The 18395-nt window shown below is 42.3% G+C and carries 16 protein-coding genes; 13 read left to right on the forward strand and 3 right to left on the reverse strand.

The genetic code is table 11. The features are described from left to right. The first annotated feature begins 31 nt into the window (after window positions 1–31). From I6H64_RS09470 to I6H64_RS09490, 5 genes are all read left to right on the forward strand, one after another. Window positions 32–766, forward strand: a complete 735-nt coding sequence (locus I6H64_RS09470) for a GntR family transcriptional regulator (RefSeq protein ID WP_036685357.1) — start codon at window positions 32–34, stop codon at window positions 764–766. 23 nt (window positions 767–789) lie between these two features. Next, entirely contained in the window at window positions 790–1965 is a 1176-nt protein-coding gene (locus I6H64_RS09475; protein WP_008841557.1) for an SIS domain-containing protein, read from the forward strand. Between the two features lie 10 nt (window positions 1966–1975). Continuing rightward, window positions 1976–3121 carry an N-acetylglucosamine-6-phosphate deacetylase gene (nagA, locus tag I6H64_RS09480; RefSeq protein WP_008841558.1) on the forward strand — a complete coding sequence of 382 codons (1146 nt, stop codon included), beginning with the start codon at window positions 1976–1978 and terminating at the stop codon, window positions 3119–3121. Between the two features lie 590 nt (window positions 3122–3711). Then, a complete protein-coding gene (locus I6H64_RS09485; protein WP_008841559.1) occupies window positions 3712–3918 on the forward strand; it encodes a DUF1659 domain-containing protein in 207 nt (68 codons plus the stop codon). Between the two features lie 55 nt (window positions 3919–3973). Beyond that, the gene (locus I6H64_RS09490) at window positions 3974–4201 is read left to right on the forward strand and encodes a DUF2922 domain-containing protein (protein ID WP_005918468.1); all 228 of its coding nucleotides are present in this window, start codon (window positions 3974–3976) and stop codon (window positions 4199–4201) included. Window positions 4202–4335: 134 nt separating this feature from the next. Here I6H64_RS09490 and I6H64_RS09495 read toward each other — a convergent pair whose 3' ends face one another. The 3 genes from I6H64_RS09495 to I6H64_RS09505 all read right to left on the reverse strand — a co-directional run bounded on the left by I6H64_RS09495 (window position 4336) and on the right by I6H64_RS09505 (window position 8033). Beyond that, the gene (locus I6H64_RS09495; protein WP_008841560.1) at window positions 4336–5376 is read right to left on the reverse strand and encodes an aldose epimerase family protein; all 1041 of its coding nucleotides are present in this window, start codon (window positions 5374–5376) and stop codon (window positions 4336–4338) included. Window positions 5377–5386: 10 nt separating this feature from the next. Next, a complete protein-coding gene (locus I6H64_RS09500) occupies window positions 5387–6742 on the reverse strand; it encodes a sugar porter family MFS transporter (protein ID WP_008841561.1) in 1356 nt (451 codons plus the stop codon). Window positions 6743–6872: 130 nt separating this feature from the next. Continuing rightward, entirely contained in the window at window positions 6873–8033 is a 1161-nt protein-coding gene (locus I6H64_RS09505; RefSeq protein ID WP_008841562.1) for an ROK family protein, read from the reverse strand. 260 nt (window positions 8034–8293) lie between these two features. Between I6H64_RS09505 and xylA the strand changes: the two genes are divergently transcribed. From xylA to I6H64_RS09545, 8 genes are all read left to right on the forward strand, one after another. Beyond that, window positions 8294–9634, forward strand: a complete 1341-nt coding sequence (gene xylA, locus I6H64_RS09510) for a xylose isomerase (RefSeq protein ID WP_002829473.1) — start codon at window positions 8294–8296, stop codon at window positions 9632–9634. 64 nt (window positions 9635–9698) lie between these two features. After that, on the forward strand, window positions 9699–11204 hold the full coding sequence (gene xylB, locus I6H64_RS09515) for a xylulokinase (RefSeq protein ID WP_005918454.1): 1506 nt from the start codon (window positions 9699–9701) through the stop codon (window positions 11202–11204). 99 nt (window positions 11205–11303) lie between these two features. Beyond that, complete coding sequence (locus I6H64_RS09520; RefSeq protein ID WP_036685344.1) at window positions 11304–12215, forward strand: AraC family transcriptional regulator; 912 nt, start codon at window positions 11304–11306, stop codon at window positions 12213–12215. Between the two features lie 102 nt (window positions 12216–12317). Beyond that, on the forward strand, window positions 12318–13778 hold the full coding sequence (locus tag I6H64_RS09525) for an MFS transporter (RefSeq protein ID WP_056985135.1): 1461 nt from the start codon (window positions 12318–12320) through the stop codon (window positions 13776–13778). A 26-nt stretch (window positions 13779–13804) separates the two neighbouring features. Continuing rightward, window positions 13805–15421, forward strand: a complete 1617-nt coding sequence (locus tag I6H64_RS09530) for a glycoside hydrolase family 43 protein (RefSeq protein ID WP_008841962.1) — start codon at window positions 13805–13807, stop codon at window positions 15419–15421. 230 nt (window positions 15422–15651) lie between these two features. Further along, the gene (locus I6H64_RS09535) at window positions 15652–15864 is read left to right on the forward strand and encodes a P8 family protein (RefSeq protein WP_002829482.1); all 213 of its coding nucleotides are present in this window, start codon (window positions 15652–15654) and stop codon (window positions 15862–15864) included. A gap of 447 nt (window positions 15865–16311) precedes the next feature. Further along, entirely contained in the window at window positions 16312–17514 is a 1203-nt protein-coding gene (locus I6H64_RS09540; protein ID WP_036685610.1) for a GGDEF domain-containing protein, read from the forward strand. 11 nt (window positions 17515–17525) lie between these two features. Further along, window positions 17526–18254 carry an EAL domain-containing protein gene (locus I6H64_RS09545; RefSeq protein WP_008841960.1) on the forward strand — a complete coding sequence of 243 codons (729 nt, stop codon included), beginning with the start codon at window positions 17526–17528 and terminating at the stop codon, window positions 18252–18254. Window positions 18255–18395 lie beyond the last annotated feature (141 nt).

The raw sequence follows: 18395 nt of genomic DNA on the forward strand, positions 1-18395 counted from the left end.
ATGAAACCGGTTTAGAAAGAGCGGAATGGTTATGGAATTTAAATATAACGAAAAACGTCCCGTGTACAGTCAACTCGTGGACGTTTTGCGAAAAGAAATCAAAAATAATTATCAACCAAACGATAAGCTGTTGTCTGAGCGCGAAATCATGCGTAAGTATGCGGTTAGTCGCAATACGGTCCGGGAAGCGTTGTCTGAATTAGAAAACATCGGCTACATTTATCGACAGCGCGGCAAGGGAACCTTCGTAGCCAACATGATTGATTACACGCAGAAAATTGGCGACGAATATAGTTTTACCGAGCAAATGAAGTCGATGGGACGCAAGCCCGAGACTCGAATTTTGGAAATGTACCCGCGGGATGCGGACGAGTACTTTAGTCAAAAACTAAAGGTTCCGGTGGGGACTTGTTTGATTAAGCTGAAACGTTTGCGCTTAGCAGACGGGCAGCCGATTATGATTGACCGAACCTACCTTCCGCAGGCTAAGTTTCCTAATTTAAGTCGGGATGATTTAGAACTTAAGCAACGTTCACTGTACGCAATCTTTTTGGAGGATTACGGTGAAAAAGTAAAAGTTGCTGACGAGCGTTTGTCAGTGGGAATTATCAGTGATGAGGATGCTAAACTACTGAACGTTGCTTCTAATACTGCCGGATTTTTGGCGCGGCGAACGACGTACAATCATAAGAACGAAATCATCGAGTACACCATTAGCAGTGCTCGGGGCGACCAGTTTGTCTACAATATCAAGTATCGACACTGAAGGATTGAGAGGAGAATTACTTTATGTTTAACAAAACAGATGATGAGCTAACCAAGATGGGAGCGGTGATTACCACTCGTGAGATTCAACAAGAACCGGAATTGTGGGAAGAGGCTTTGCAAAACTATCAAGCTACAAAAGCAACCATTACGGAATTTTTAGAAAAGATTGAAAACGAATTCAACGAACCGGTCCGGGTGATCTTTACCGGTGCGGGTTCCTCGGCCTACGTTGGGGATACGGCGGCGCCATACCTAACCGAAAATGGCGACCGGAAACGTTTCCGTTTTGAAGCGATTGACACAACCAAAATTGTGTCGACGCCTAAACAATACCTTGAAAAAGACACTCCGACTTTGTTAGTTTCCTTTGCCCGGAGTGGAAACAGTCCTGAAAGTGTTGCAACGGTTGATATTGCTGAAAAGTACGTTCGTCACCTTTACCAATTAACGATTACTTGCGCACCAGAAGGTAAATTGGCTCAACACGCACAAAGCGACGAAAATAACTTAGTTTTAATGCAACCTGCGCGCTCAAACGACAAGGGTTTTGCCATGACCGGTAGTTTTAGCTGCATGTTGCTGACTGCGTTATTAGTCTTTGATGTAAAACATACGGACGACCAAAAGGAAAGCTACGTGAAGGCCATTAGTAAGATGGGGCATGAAGTAATTGACCGGGTGGACGAAATTCAAAAGATTGTCGATACTGATTTTGAAAGAATCGTTTACCTAGGCTCGGGAGCCCTTGGCGGATTGACTCGCGAAACCCAACTAAAAGTTTTGGAACTCACGGCTGGTCAAAAGGCTACCGTCTTTGATACTTCGATGGGCTTCCGTCACGGTCCCAAATCATTTGTTAATGAAAAGACCCTCCTCTTTGATTTTGTTAGCAACGAAGCCTACACTCGCCAATACGACGTTGACATTTTAGACGAAGTGGCCGGAGACGAAATTGCGCCGGTAGTGATGGGAGTTGGAGTGAAATCTGACAATAATTTTGCCGGTGCAAACTTCACCTTTGCTAACGGAAACGACCAAATTCCAGATGGCTACATGGCCTTCCCTGACGTAATGTTTGGACAAACGGTTGCGCTATTGTCATCGATTAAAGTTAATAACACCCCGGACACTCCTTCGGCAACTGGAACAGTTAACCGAGTAGTTAAGGGCGTAACCATCCACGATTTTAAAGGTTAGGAGCGATATTTTGGAATACTATATTCACGCAGCAAAATTTTTCTTAGGCAGCAACGTCGAAATGGGCGGCTACTTGCCAGTGATTGACGGTAAGTTTGGGCGTTACCAAAAGGAAAAGCCTACCGGCAAAATTGTGGACTACGGTGATCAATGGATAGCTCCCGGATTGGTTGATACGCACATCCATGGTTTGTTGAACCATGATGTGATGGATGCCGATGCTGAAGGGATCAACGCCATGTCTAAGGGATTGTTGGAATGCGGGGTAACTTCGTGGCTACCGACTACTTTAACTGCTAGTTCAGACCAATTGAAGCAGGTGGTCCAAACGATTAGTGACCACGTGGACGACTTTGAAGGTGCCAAGGTTCAAGGGATCCATTTTGAAGGACCTTACTACACCGAAAAACACAAGGGCGCCCAAAATCCAAAGTATTTTGAAAATCCGAGTGTTGACGAATTCCATGCTTGGCAAAGCGCCGCCCAAGGGATGATCCGGAAAATTTCGATTGCTCCTGAACGAGACGGGGCGGTAGAATTTACTGCTAAGATTAGTTCCGAAGGCGTGGTGGTTGCCTTAGGGCACAGCGATGCGACCTTTGATCAAGCCAAAGCCTGTGTAGAGGCGGGCGCGACGATGTTTACCCATACCTTTAATGGAATGAGTGGACTTAATCACCGCGAGCCAGGGATGGCCGGCGCGGCAATGAGTTTAGATGGGGTGACCGATGAATTAATTTGCGATGGGCACCACGTTAACCCATACGTCGTTAAAATCTTGATGCAAACCAAGACTTACCAAAACGTTGCTTTGGTAACCGACTGTATGAAGGCGGGCTTAATGCCGGACGGCGACTATATTTTGGGAGAATTCCCAGTTAAAGTAGCCAACGGGACGGCCCGGCTAACGGATGGCAGCAATAGTTTGGCTGGTAGCATTTTATTGCTGAAGGACGCGGTTAAGAACGTGGTGGATTGGAATGTAGCCACACCTGAACAGGCAATTATCATGGCTTCAGCCAATGCTGCCGATAGTGCGGGCGTTGGCGATCAATGTGGCCATATTTTACCAGGCCGGGATGCCGACTTCATCGTACTTGACCACGAATTGAACTTGAACAAGACGTATTTAGACGGGGTTAAAGTATTTGGTTAACAAATTACCTTAATCACGCGAAATGAAGGCTAGGAAACTCCTACAAGGGGGGCTCCTAGCCTTTTTAGCGTTACATTAATTAGATTCCTTTGATCAATAAAAAGAGGTTGGTATGTATAGTACCAACCTCTTTAGCGTTGTCCCAGTATGAGACAGGACTTCAGTTTGAAGAAGTCTTATTGAAAGAAAGTAAAAAAAGGAGATGAAGTAGCCAACTCCTTGGGTAGAAGAATCAGCTACAGGAAAAAATGATATAACTTAAACACTCAGTACAGGGAACGGGCTCTCTGTACAACTAATAATATAGCGTGTTGTAAAAACGTTGTCAATAGATTTTATTTATGTTTTTATTAATTATTTTCTTATTATGGTACGATAAGTTTTTCTTTAAATGGCGGGATTTTATTTGATTAACGGGATTTTATTTTTATGCGGTAATCGAACTGACGGATTTGGCTGTATCAATAATCCTCAAAAACAGTGACAAATTTTAGAAAACAGGTTTACTTTTTTGCTGCTCGATTGTTATTAGTAAATGTAAGGCGTCGCGACACTTACTAATTCAATATTTAAGAAAAGAGGACAGTGAAATGCAAAAAACTTGGTTAAAGACGGGAATCAACTTCACAATGGAAGGAGTAGGACACGATAAGAAGGTGCGCCGTTCCTTTGCCAACGTGGATAAAGACGTCAGCGCTGTACAAGTGGAAGAATTAGCACGGGCGCTCGAAATGCTTTTGGAAGATGAAGTGACGGAAGCACAAGTCGTCACCACAGAGCAAGTAACTTTAAATTAAAATAATCGGAACGTTGATTTATATATCGCATAAAAATAAATGGGAGGATCATTTGATGAAACAACTAGACTTAGAATTTTTGAACGCTGCGGGAAAGACGCAACACTTGAAGTTAAAGTATGCAAAACAAGACCTCGACGAGGGTACGGTACGTTTAGCAATGGAAAAGATGATTGACACTAAGCTTTTCCAAAAAGAAGGCCAATTGCTTTACGTGACCCCCAAAGCGGCCCAATACGTGGAAACCTTGCATGAACCAATTTTCGATGACAGCAAACTTTAGAAAATAAGCAAAGCGGTTAGGAAGAACCAGATGGTCCTTTCTAACCGCTTTTTTGTAGAATGCGTATAAAACGCTTCTGGCTTGGCACATTAACAAAATGTACCAAGTTATTTTATTAGAAATAAAGGGAATATTTAAACTTCTGAGTACTGATAAACCGTCTGATAACCCACTACTTGGTGTGCCGGAAGCACTATATTACCAAAATTAGTATGGTGAACGCTGTCCGGCAGCGTTTGGGTTTCTAAGGCAATCCCTTGATAAGGATGTCCGGCTCCGTTTGTTAGGGGCATATCCGCGGTGAACGAATTAGCAGTGAAAACTACCAGACCATTTCGTGCAGAATAAATTTCAACTTGACGATTAGCCGCTGGTGCACGGAGTACTGCTGCGGGAGCAGGTACCTCATTGTCGACTACGTAGACATCGTCCAACCCCTTTTCAGTAGTAGCTTGTAAGTCGTTGATACAGCTAGCTAAGGGCTTAAACTGGCTGAAGTCAAACGGAGTACCAGCCGTTGCCTTGAATTCTCCCGTAGGTAATTTTTGCTGATCAACCGATAACCGTTCGTGGCTATTTAACTGGAGCTCATGATCTAAAATATCGGCGTTTCCCGTCAAATTAAAATAAACGTGGTTAGTAGGGTTGAATAACACGGGCTGGTCGAATGCCTGACCGTGATACTGGATAATTACCTGATTGAGATTATTCAACGTGTAGGTGATCGCCACCTTTAAGTCACCAGGATAACCGTCACTTTCAGCTTTAATAGAATTTTCAAACGTTACGCTTGCGGAATCAGTTTTAGTCTGGGTATAGAAGCTCCAGTTATAACTATGAAAACCACGAGGTCCACCATGTAAAGTGTTTGCTCCCTCGTTTTGCGGTAGTTGAATTAGCTGTTCACCTTGCGTAAAGCTCCCTTTACTAATCCGTCCGCCTGTCCGACCAATACTCATCCCTAAGTAAAATGGGTTTTGATAATAGTCAGCAGTATGGGCAAAATTTAAGATTAAATTGTCGTTACCGCAAGTAGCTGAGCTAGGAACTAAGAATTCGTGCCACGATGCGCCTTGCGATAATAGTGAGATTTGGACTTGACGGTCGTTAGCTAGCGTAATCTTTTTTACCGACTTGCCTTGGTATTCGTCAAAATCATCAATATTTACTTTCATGATTTTGCTCCTAACCTTCAACCCGTTTGTCGTTCTTCCGTAATTCTGCTTCAATATCTTCTAGCGAGCGATTACGGGTTTCAAATACTTTAGCGTAAACAAACCACATTGCTAAGAAACAGAGGGCGGCATAACCAATAAAGAGGCTGCCTTTTCCAAACATGTTTAGCAATGATGGGAAGGTTAACGAAACGACCGCATTCGCAGTCCAGTTAACAAAACTACCAAATGAATTTCCTAATCCCCGAATATTTAGCGGGAAGATTTCACCGATCATTACCCACATTACAGGTCCCCAAGTTGCAGAGAAGACCGCAATATAAACGGTCATGGCGACTACGGCAATTACCGCTGCAGTAAACGAGCTGTGAGAATATTTAAGTCCGTAACTCATCACTAGCAACGAAATCCCCATAAAGAAACCACCCCAGAAAAGCATCTTCCGACGATCAATTTTATCCATAATTGCCACTGCCACGGCGGTAACGATTACGTTAAAGATTCCAATTCCAATATGCGCAATTAAAGCAGCGTTAACCCCAAATCCAGCGTCAGTGAAAATGGTTGGTGCGTAGTAAAGTACAGTATTGCATCCCATTACCTGTTGGAAAATGGTTAAGCCAATCGCAATGATTAACGCTGGTCGAACGAAGTGACTAAATAATTCTTTTAATCCGCCATTTTCAAGTTTAGCTTGTTCTTGAATTTGGACGAGTTCTTTATCAACTAGCGTTTGATTATGGTTATTCATTTGACCCAAAACATGCTTAGCTTCTTCAGTATCACCCGTTTTAACTAAGAAACGGGGACTTTCTGGTAAAACTAATCCTCCAAGGAAGAGCAATGCGGAAGGGATGGCGGCAAAACCAAGCATCCAGCGCCAACCAGTGTACATCCCAGAGAATGTGTAGTTGGTAATGTAGGCGATCAAAATTCCGGTCATTACCATTAATTGGAAGAGGCTGGAGACGGTTCCCCGTTTTTCTGCTGGCGCTAATTCCGCTAAATAGGTTGGAATTAATGCGGAAGCTGCCCCAACGGCCATCCCCAAAATGATTCGCGATAAAATTAACGTCCAGAACCCAGCAGCAAAAGCTGAGCCGATTGAACCTAAGAAGAAAATAATTGCAGACAATAGTAGTAACTTCTTACGACCAAAGCGGTCTGAAGATGGTCCAATAATTACCGAACCTAACATGGCGCCTAGGAGAACGGCACTAACGACCCAGCCTTGTTGCCAGGCGTCCAAGTGCATTTGTTTTTCAATGAATAGTATGGCGCCGGAGATTACCCCGGTATCATAACCAAACAGTAAACCACCTAAAGCACCGAAGAAATATATGAAACTTGCGGATACTTTTTTCATTAGTTATTCCTCATTCCTAAATATATTGGCAGTTAGTTGTCTGAGAAAACTAATGTAAATCGTAAACACATTAATTAAAACATATATTCTAAAAAATGCAAGCGGTTCCAAAAAATAATTTTCGAATAATTTAGATTTTCATCTGTAGGTGGTAGTGCTCAAGCCCCAACAGATGGTGAGTTAGCAACGATGCACCGCCATATAATGGAGCATCTTCAATCATCTGCGAAAGTTGTAATTTAGTTGGCGAATTAGCCCCAGCGAGCTCTTCATATTCCCTAATTATTTTAGTCATTAATTGTGGGATTTCGCCGATAATTCGCGACTGTAAACTAACTAGTTCGGGGCTGAAGATTTGACTAACGTTGAAAAGCAGGTAGACCACGGCTTCGGTGAACTCGTTCATGATTTTAATGGCTACCTGATCATCGGCCCGATAGTATTCAAGGAACTGCTGACGATCAACGTAGGGGGTTCGTTTTAATTGCCCAAATTTTTTAATGATTGCATCTTCACTATATAATTTTTCGATTTTCATTGTTGGACTAGAAGCAAAGCCAGGGAAAAATAGGGAACGACCAATTTCACCTGCCCGCCCTAATTGGCCGTGATAAAGGCGGTCGTTAATAATAATTCCAGCACCGATCCCATTGTGGACGTCTAGTGCAATTAGGTTTTTAAACTTGTGATCAGTCATGTAGTCTCGGGTGGCGATGGCCGCTAGATTAGCTTCATTTTCGATAAAAACCGGAACGTGGAATTCTGCAAGGGTCTGTGCTAGGTCCACATTTTGCATGTCGATAAAGGGCGAATCAATGATTTGGTTATGGTCAACAATGCCGTTAATGGCAACTGAAATCCCCATTAATTGGTGTTCAGCAGTTGGAATTGAAATTGAACGAATCCGCTCCTTCATGATTTCGACAATTTCATAAATATCTTTATCGATTACCGGGATGGAATAAAAAGAAATCTTCTCCCCGGTCAACCAGTTGGTCATCATCCGTAAATGATGGTGTCCGAGTTCGAAACTCACGGTGTAACCATAGTGACGATTAAATTTAATTAGAATTGGGCGTCGTCCCCCGCTTCTAGAACTATCGCCGTGTCCAATTTCTCGCACATAACCCATCCGGTTCAGGGTCGCGTATAGGGACGAAATGGTCGATTTATTTAGCTTTAAATTATTTGCAATTTCAATGCGTGAAGTTTTCGGGTGATTAAAAAGAAATTGAAGCATTAATTTAAGATTTAAATCACGCATCGCATCTTGGTTAATTGATTTAGCCATATGTTGTATATCTCCTGTTTTTAAAAATTGTAGCATCGGGTTCGGTTTCCTACCCCAAAAACACCTCAAGAGGCGCTCAAAAGCCCTTAGAAGGCTGAATAAGCCGAAATAAGCGATGATACAACTAGTATCTTATCAGAAAAGTAAAAAAGGCAATTGGTTAAAAAATACTTGCAATTTAAAAAGAAAGGGTTTACATTGATTGTGCAGGTTAGTTGTTTGAGAAAACCAACTGGATTTTATGAAAGAAGGATGTACAAATGTCATTATTTGATCGCAAAAAAATGGAATATGTGGGTAACCAAGCAGGTTTAAAAGCAGGAAATGGATTTCACTACTATAATCCTGACGAAGTAATTCATGGAAAGAAAATGAGCGAGTGGTTGAAGTTCTCCGTAGCATATTGGCACACAATGGATCAACGTTTAGTTGACCCATTTGGAGATGGAACGGCTCAACGCCCATGGGACAACATTAAAGATCCAATGGAACAGGCTTTGGCCAAGGTAGATTACATGTTTGACTTCTTAGATAAGATGAACATCGAATACTTTGCGTTTCATGATCGGGACTTGGCTCCGGAAGGTGAAACCCTTCGGGAAACTAACGCCAACTTGGACAAGGTAGTGGATAAGATTGTTGAAAAAATGCAAGAAACGGGTAAGAAAGTTCTTTGGAATACTTCTAGCTTATTTACCAACCCGCGTTTCGTTGCTGGTGGCGCAACCGCACCATTTGCTGACATTTTGGCATATTCCGCAGCCCAAATTAAACACTCTTTGGAAATCGCTAAACGTGTGAACTCACGTAACTACGTTTTCTGGGGCGGTCGTGAAGGTTACGAATCACTATTAAATACTGATATGAAGTTGGAACAAGATCACATTGCGAAGTTCTTCCGGATGGCTAAAGATTACGCTAATGAAATCGGCTACACCGGCCAGTTCTTATTGGAACCTAAACCAAAGGAACCAACTTCACACCAATACGATACGGATGCCGCAACCACGATTGCCTTCTTGAAGACGTATGGTTTAGATAAAGACTTTAAGCTAAACCTTGAAGGTAACCACGCTTATCTAGCAGGTCATACTTATGAACATGAAGTTCGAGTAGCTCGTGACGCAGGATTGTTAGGTTCCTTAGATGCCAACATGGGTGATAAATTGATTGGCTGGGATATTGATGAATTCCCTAACGATGTAATGGAAGCTACCTTAGTTATGTATGAAATGCTTAAAAACGGCGGTTTGCCAACTGGTGGCTTGAACTTCGACGCTAAGCCAAGACGGCAATCATTTACTATGGAAGATTTATTCTTGGCACACACTGCTGGAATGGACACCTATGCCGCAGGTTTGCGGGTAGCTGCTAAGTTACTTGAAGACCACGTTTTAGATTCCGTTATCGAAGACCGTTATAGTTCGTTCAAGTCCGGGATTGGAGCAGACTTTGAAAATGGCAAAGTCGACTTTACTGATTTTGAGAACTATATCATTGACAAACCACAATCAGAATTAATTGCCGCAACCAAGTCCGGCCATCTGGAACAGTTGAAAGCAACCATCAATAACTACATGTTCACTGTGCTAGGAAAATAAACATTAATTAAACACTAAGAGGGTGGCGTGGGCCGCCCTTTTATTATCAGGAGAGGTGGATATCATGCAAGTAGTTTTAGGGGTTGATTTAGGAACCAGTGCGGTTAAGGTTTCGGCAGTTGACCAAGCGGGCAAAATTGTCGCCCAACAAAGTAAGGAATATCCCTTAAGCCAGCCTGAGCCGGGATTTAGTGAACAAAATCCGGAAGACTGGGTAATGGGGACGACCGTGGCAATTAAACGGTTAATTGATGTAGACAAAATTAAGCCAACGGATATTAAGGGGATTAGTTATTCAGGACAGATGCACGGATTGGTCCTCCTAGATGATCATCATCAGGTTTTACGTCCGGCGATTTTATGGAACGATACGCGGACTACTCAACAATGCAAAGAAATTTTGAATGTAATGGGAAAAGACTTTATTGATATCACCCGTAACGTGCCGCTCGAAGGATTTACTTTGCCGAAATTATTGTGGGTCAAAGAACACGAACCCCAGATTTTTGAGGAAGTAGCTACGTTCCTGCTACCCAAAGACTATGTTCGTTATCGCATGACTGGCAAAATTGCGATGGAATATTCTGACGCAGCTGGCACGGTAATGTTGGACGAAGAAAAACGGAAATGGAGCTCCCAAATTGCGGAAGCGTTCCAACTACCGATGGAAATTTTCCCTCCATTAATTGAATCGATCGGGTTTGCAGGAAAAATTAGCGAAACCTACGCATCGTTTTCAGAATTAAGTACGGACACTCAGGTTTTTGGTGGAGCAGCTGATAATGCGGCTGGCGCGATTGGTGCGGGAATCCTTAATACCAACCAAGTGCTATCCTCAATCGGAACATCTGGGGTAGTTTTAAAGTACGAAGATAACGCGAAAGTTGATTACCAAGGGGCGTTGCATTTCTTTAACCACGCAATTCCTAATAAATATTACACCATGGGGGTTACCTTGGCAGCCGGATATAGTCTGAGCTGGTTTAAGAAACGGTTTAGCAACGACAATAGTTTTACTGATTTTGTTAATGCGGCTAAAAAATCCACCGTGGGTGCGAACGGCTTACTATTTACGCCGTACATCGTTGGGGAACGGACCCCGTACCCGGACGGCGACATCCGGGGAAGTTTTATCGGGATCGACGGCACCCATCGCAAAGAGGACTTCACGAGAGCAGTATTAGAAGGAATTGTTTTCTCCTTCAGGGACATCATGCGGATCTTTGCGGAGAAGGGCAGTAATTTTGATACGGTTGTCTCCATCGGCGGGGGTGCTAAAAGTGCCCTATGGCTACAAATTCAGGCAGATATCTTTAATAAAAAGGTGGTTACCTTGAAAAATGAACAAGGTCCCGGGCTTGGTGCAGCAATGATCGCTGCTGTAGGTGTGGGATGGTTTGATTCTTTAAATGAATGCGCCGAAAAATTTGTTGCGTACGACCAGACGTACTTACCTAACGTCCAAAACGTTAAAAAGTATGATGAACTGTATAACCTGTATAAAAAAGTTTACGGACAAACGGCAGAAATTAGTCACGGATTAATGAATTACCGGCGTGAAATGTTGTAAGTAGACCAAATAACCACGAATAAGGAGCGGAGAAAGGGGCGTTTTACCCAGGTTTCCGCTCTTTTTTAAAATAATTTTTACCAGACGGGAGTGAAAATAATGGAGAAATTTATCCCAATTCCAGTTGTTGACGCAAGTTTATACGTTTTTGGCGGGCACATGCGGACGGTTCCCGGAGGATGGTCATTTTTTGAACAAAAACATCAGGCGTTTGAGTTGATGTGTGTGGTCGATGGGTATCAAACTACTGAAATTAATCAATCCGTTTCGTATAGCTACGGTCCAGGAGACGTCATTATTATTGCACCGGGAACGTTGCATAAAAATTGGAATGCTAATCAATTTAACGATTTAACTTACATTACCTTTCATTTTAGTTTTGAAAATATTCGGTTAGAGTCAGAAATTATTCGTAATTTGGCCAATACGGTGATTTATGCTAAGTCAAAATTGGCACAGGAGTCGCTCAAAACGGCCAAAGAAATCGTTCGATATAGCGAACTAGGAAAACAAGGAGAATTAGGCAAAGATGAAGTCAACATCAAGATTCAGCTGATTATGCTGAATTACCTCTATGATTTGAGCAAATTTATCGAAAGCCACCCGGGTCATTGCAGTAACCGGTTCTCCGAACGGGAAGCAGAGGTTGCTCGTCAGATTGCAATTTTAATTGAAAATAACATCGGCAATCCGGAGAAATTTAATACCTTCCAAGATATTTGCAATGAAATCAAAATTAGTGATGGTTATGGTTACCGAACGTTCAAGAAGGTTTACGGGATGACGCCGCTTCATTACGTAGAAAAGCAGCGTTATCGGAAGGCTAAACTTTTACTCAGTTACCTAGATTATTCGGTTGAAGATGTTGCTGAAATGGTAGGAGTGACAAATTCATCAATGTTTAGCAAAAGCTTTAAAAAATGGAGTGGACAAACTCCACGGGATTACCGCAAGCAATTAGGAAAGAAGCGGATAGTGCGTTCCCTTAAAGATTCGGGTTATTTTGAATAGTCAGATTTTGACAAAAAGTGGGTACAAAGCCTTCTATTATAGCGATTTGTAAGCGGATACAATGATGCTGTAAAACAATTTAGCTTTTAGGAGGCTGATAAGATGGCGAGTAATAACGACGTGGCGAAAGATGAATTCGCTAAATTGTCTTGGAAGGAGCGGGTGAGTTACGGTGCCGGTGACCTAGCCCAAAACCTGATTTTTGGGACGGTGGGCTCGATGCTGTTATTTTACCTGACAACGGTATTTGGCATTTCAGCGACGGTGGGAGCAACCATCTTCCTGATTGTCCGGTGGGTAAACGTTTTTTGGGATCCCTGGGTGGGAGCGGTAGTTGATCGTAGCCATTTTAAAAAAGGCAAGTACCGGCCGTTTATCCTATATTTTGGGATTCCACTGACGATTTGTGCAGCGTTACTATTTTTCCCAATTGAAGCAGTGCGGGGAAATGTATTCTATGCGTTTGTATCGTACTTGGCAACGGCTTTAATCTATTCGTTTGTTAACATCCCGTACGGTGCGTTAAATGCATCGTTAACTCGGGATAACGATGAGGTTTCTGCCTTGACTACGGTTCGGATGACCGAAGCCAACATTGGTAATTTAATGGTTTACACGTTCTTACCGTTATTTATCCAACTGGCTTCGCCAGACAAGCAACTTAAAGATATCGGATTATTTGGAATTAAATTGAATTTGGGGGATTACACTTCACCACATGCGGGCGGCGCGTACTTTTCCGTAATGGCAATTTACATGATTATTGGGTTTGCGTTACTATTATGCACTTATTTTGGGGTTAAAGAACGGGTTTTGCCAACCCAGGAAGAAACCGATGCCGTTAAATATTCCGACTTGTTTGCTGAAATTAAACGTAACAAGCCGCTTCAAGTATTGGGAATGTTCTTTTTAATTGGTTTTACTTTTATGTTTTTTGGAAATACGGTTTGGCCTTTCTATATGCAATATAACGTCGGACACCCAGAATGGATGGCTTCAATTAACTTGATTGGTTCAATTCCGGGAATTTTCCTCGTATTCTTGTGGCCAATCGTCCGGCGTAAAATAGGTAAAAAACAGTTTTTCTACATCTTCTTAGCACTGTTTATTGTCGGTCAAATTATTTTATGGGTTTGGCAAATGCCGCAATTTAGGAACGCTACTGCGTTAGGTTACCTTGGACGCTTCTTACAACAGTGGGGGATTACCTCCGCAACTGGTTACATGTGGTCGCTGGTTCCTGAAGTAGTTTCATACGGTGAATACCAATCTAAAAAACGGGTTGCGGGGATTATTAACGCCATTATGGGCCTGTTCTTCAAGATTGGGTTAGCCTTGGGTGGAATTATTCCGGGCTACATCAACGCGTTCTTCCATTTTGATGGTACTAAGGCAGTCCAAAATTCCTCTTCACTAATGGGGATTCAATGGTCGATGATCTGGATTCCGATTGGATTAGCAGTAGTAGCAATGTGGATTATGAGTAGGTATCCGTTAAGTGATCTTGACGTAAAGCAAATCAATTTAGAAATTGACCAACGTAAGACGCAAGGTGAATTATAAATCGTTTAATAGAAAGGATAATTAAAATGAAAATAGTTAATCCAGTATTACCAGGTTTTAATGCCGACCCTAGCATGATTAGGGTTGGTGACACTTATTATATTGCAAACTCCACGTTCGAATGGTTTCCTGGCGTGCGACTTCACGAGTCAAAAGATATGGTGCATTGGCAACTTTTGCCATCACCATTATCCACGACGACCCTTTTAGATATGAAAGGGAACCCTGCTTCTGGGGGAATTTGGGCACCTGATTTGTCGTATGCAGATGGTAAATTCTGGCTGGTTTACACCGACGTGAAGGTAACCGAAGGTGCATTTAAAGACATGACCAATTACCTAACAACGGCAACGGATATTCGAGGACCGTGGAGCGATCCGATTAAATTAAACGGGGTGGGCTTCGATGCTTCGCTGTTCCATGATCAAAATGGACGTAAATATTTGGTTCAGCAAACATGGGACCATCGAGAATATCACCACCCGTTTGACGGAATCACGCTGACGGAATTTGACGTAACAACCATGAAACTAAAGCCAGAGACCGCGCGAACCATTTATCGCGGTACGGAAGTTAAGCTAGTTGAAGGACCACATTTATACCAAAAAGACGGCTACTATTATCTATTTGCGGCTGAAGGGGGCACGGTATTCACTCATCAAGAGGTGGTTGCTCGTTCTAAAACCTTAGACGCAAACTCTTTTGAAACTGAGCCAGACGGACCTTTCATCACTAATTTTGACACGCCCGATATGGGAATACAAAAGCAGGGTCACGGAGCACTAGTTAACACGCCTAGTGGAGAATGGTACTACGCATCGTTATGTGCGCGACCATGGAACCACGCGAACGAATCCCGCCACGATCCCCGGGGATGGAGTACTTTAGGCCGGGAAACCGCCATTCAAAAAGTAGAATGGGATGATCAAGGATGGCCAAGAATTGTGGGTGGCCATGGCGGTCAGGTTGAAGTAGAAGCCCCTAAGGACGCGATTTTGTCCGCGGGTTCGGCTGACCATTCCCGCCACGACAAGTTTGACCAACCAGCATTGGATTTAGATTGGAATACGCTTCGAGTACCGTTCACGGCTAAAATGGGCCACACTGGAAAAGGCTATCTAGAGCTGGTTGGTCGTGGATCATTAGCAAGTAATTTTGACGTTTCGATGATTGCCCAACGCTGGCAGGCGTTCAATTTTACTGCGGAAACTAAGGTTAAATTTGATCCGTTTAGTTACCAGCAGATGGCCGGGCTAACTAACTTCTATAATGATAAACACTGGTCATGGGTCTTCATTACGCGCGATGAAAATCGTGGAAAAGTTATCGAAGTGGCCGAAAATAATCGTGGAAACTACACTTCTTATTTGAAGGACCACGCCATTAAGGTTCCTGACGATGTTGATGAAGTTTGGCTGAGAACTCAAGTGGAAAAACAAACTTACTATTATGAGTACTCTTTTGATGGTCAGGAATGGCAGCGGATTCCGGTTGAGTTAGATGCGGCCGTGTTGTCAGATGACTATGTTTTACAAACTTACGGCGGATTCTTTACCGGGGCATTCGTTGGCCTAGCTGCCGTGGATTATTCAGGTTATGAAGTACCGGCACAATTTGGGTATTTTGATTATCAAGAAAAATAACGTTTAAGTTCAAGAAGCGGAAACGGTTTATCTGCAGTTTTCGCTTCTTTGTGTTTTGGGGACTGATAAACCGTTATCATACCCGACAAATACACAACCAAAACAAACCAATTTTATATATTAACAAATCGCCCAACCAGTGTTATAACAGAGTCGTGGGGTGCAATAATAAAATGAACGGCATGGTTAGGTTTTAACCATGGTCACCCAGTTTATTGGAGGCTTTTATTATGGCAGAAACATTGAAGACACAACTTTTGGATAAACAAATGAAGGAAGTATTTGATTGGAGTGACGATTCAACTCCAGTACGTGATGCAATGTGGAACCACGTTATGGATTCGAACGGTCACAACACGGTTAAGACAATTGCGGAAGCCAAGAAGTGGGAAAGCATGAGCGATGCTGACCTAAAGAAGACCGCCGAAGATATGTTAAAGTAAAGCACCTAAGCACCACTGTCTCGGACAGATAAAAATACCCTTGAAGCAGCGATATCTCGTAGCTTCAAGGGTATTTTTTTACATGCAAAAGTTGCGTGCTGAAAATAATACTTTGACAAGTTAATTTTTAATAATATTAACTTGCAAAATATCTAATAAAAATCGTATACTTAAGAACGATAATTTAGTCGTCGATATCGGGGAAACGGTGCGATTTAGCGCCACTAAACTGATAACGCAATGGGTTATTACAAAGATTAGTTTTTATTGGAAGATTAAGTTTTGATTTTGGCAATGTGGAATGTTAGAAATGAGCCTTCGCATTTAGTGTGGGTAGGGAAGATTATGTATAATTTTCTTGCGCTAAATGAAGGATACCGGTTATTTCGTTGTTAACGACTACGTGGACGCATTGATTAAAATAGCAAAAGAATAGGAGATATTAAAATGCCTTTTAGTATGGTTGTAAGTCCAATTGGACAATGGTTTGCGCGTTTTTTTAGTTTTAATACGTTGATTATTGCTGCAATTACGATTGGTGTTTTATGCATTTTAACGTTGGTTTCATACGGGATTGACCGCTTTTTTGGCAGGTACGAAACCAACACGGCAATTTATGAAGAGATTAGTTGGTTTGTCAGTCTAGCAATTGCCATGCTTTTTATGCAGGCGACTTTTATGGCCCTACATGCGGATATTGACAATAGCCAACTGGGTTGGCAGTACTCTAATGCGCAGTTCATCATCTTGTTTTACTGCCTATACATTGTGCATCGCAAAACGGTGCTTTTGTTTAACATGGGTTTGCCAATTTATATTTATGGTTTGGCAATTATTCGGCACCAGACGCAGTTTAATATTTTAAATTTGTTGGCGATGCTGCTTTTAATCGCAATAATTTGGGTGGTTTATCGGAATAGTGAATGGCTAATTGATAGCGCCTGGTATTATGCGACCCAGTTCTTATTTGGGGTTGCCTGGTGGTCAATCTTGAAGGGAATTCGTACCATGACGGTTAGTCAAGTACTCTTGCTAACGTTCGAATTTATGCTGATGATGACGATTGTCCATTTCGGAAATATCGAAATTCGGGCAATGATTAAGCGGTATATGAAATTGGAAAAGGATAACGGCTACGATTTCTTAAACGGGGTACGTAACCGGCGGACCTTTAACGAGGTGTCCAATGAGGTATTTGAAGTTTACTCTAACAATGATTTACCGGTAGCGATGGCGATGTTTGACATCGACCACTTTAAGCTTTTTAACGATCAATATGGCCATCAAGTGGGCGATAGTGTTTTAAAATACGTTGCTCAGCTATTCTCAGATGAACTGTTCGAACGTAAAACCAACGCGCAGCTTTTCCGAGTTGGTGGGGAAGAGTTCACAATTATTTTCCGAAACCGGACGTCTGCCGAAGCTGCACCGATTGTGAAGGCTATTCGTGATATTCTAGTTGAGAAGACTTTTGAAGTTAAAGACGGCCTTGACGTCCGGATTACAGTATCGATTGGGGTTACTGACCTTAAGAAGAGTGATCAAAGCGCCAAAGACTTTTATAAACGAGTTGACAAATATTTATATCAAGCTAAAAATAATTCTAGGAATAGTATGTCTGTAGAGGGGGATGTTTCGTCATTAAGTTAGAGAAGGACAAGTTGGATGAATTAGAAGCCGCAGTGGATAAGTTATGTTTTTACGAACAACCAATCTTTGCGGTGAATAACGAGGATACCAAGGGAAAGCTCCAAGAGTATGAATTATTGTTACGTAAAGCTGGGGAAGATAATAAGTTTCCAGCGGTCCTCTTTAAAGAATACATTCGTAATAACGAGAGTAATCGGATTTTCTGCAATTGGATGGCCAATGAATTAAAAGAGTTGGTAAAAAATAAGCCAGACCAATATTTTAGTTTTAACATTGACCCGCAACAATTATTATACCCAAGCACTATCGAGGCTTTGAAGGCTTTAATTCCATACCAAAAGACCTTGATGGTGGAAATCACGGAAGCAATCCCAAGTAAACGGTATTTCGACCAATATTACAATAACTCAATGATTGAACCAATTAAGCAGGTTCACGAGCTAGGTTTCCGCATCGCAATTGACGATGTTTCTAGCGGAATGAATAGTTTTAATATTGTTCGTGAGTATGGTGAATATATCGACCGGATCAAGTTGTCATTGTTGCAATTACGCAACGTAAGTAAAGACCTAGTACAAGAAACGGTGATGTTGTGGCGCTCAATGGCAATTGATAACCAGATTGACTTGATTATTGAGGGAATCGATAACCTCTCGGTAAGTGACTGGTTAGTAGACAATAGTATTAAGCTACAGCAAGGATACTATTGGGGAAGACCGCGGGCGATTGAAAAGAATTAGAGCACGGAGCAACCCGGGTAAGACTCGAGGATTAACGATGTTACGGCGCTAGTCGCGTTTTAGGCGATTAGCGCCGTAATGTTGTTAACCGGAAAAAATTGGTGGCTGGAACACGTTTTGACTAGGCAGCAGAAAACTAAC

It is taken from the genome of Pediococcus acidilactici, assembly GCF_016127815.1.
Taxonomy (GTDB): domain Bacteria; phylum Bacillota; class Bacilli; order Lactobacillales; family Lactobacillaceae; genus Pediococcus; species Pediococcus acidilactici.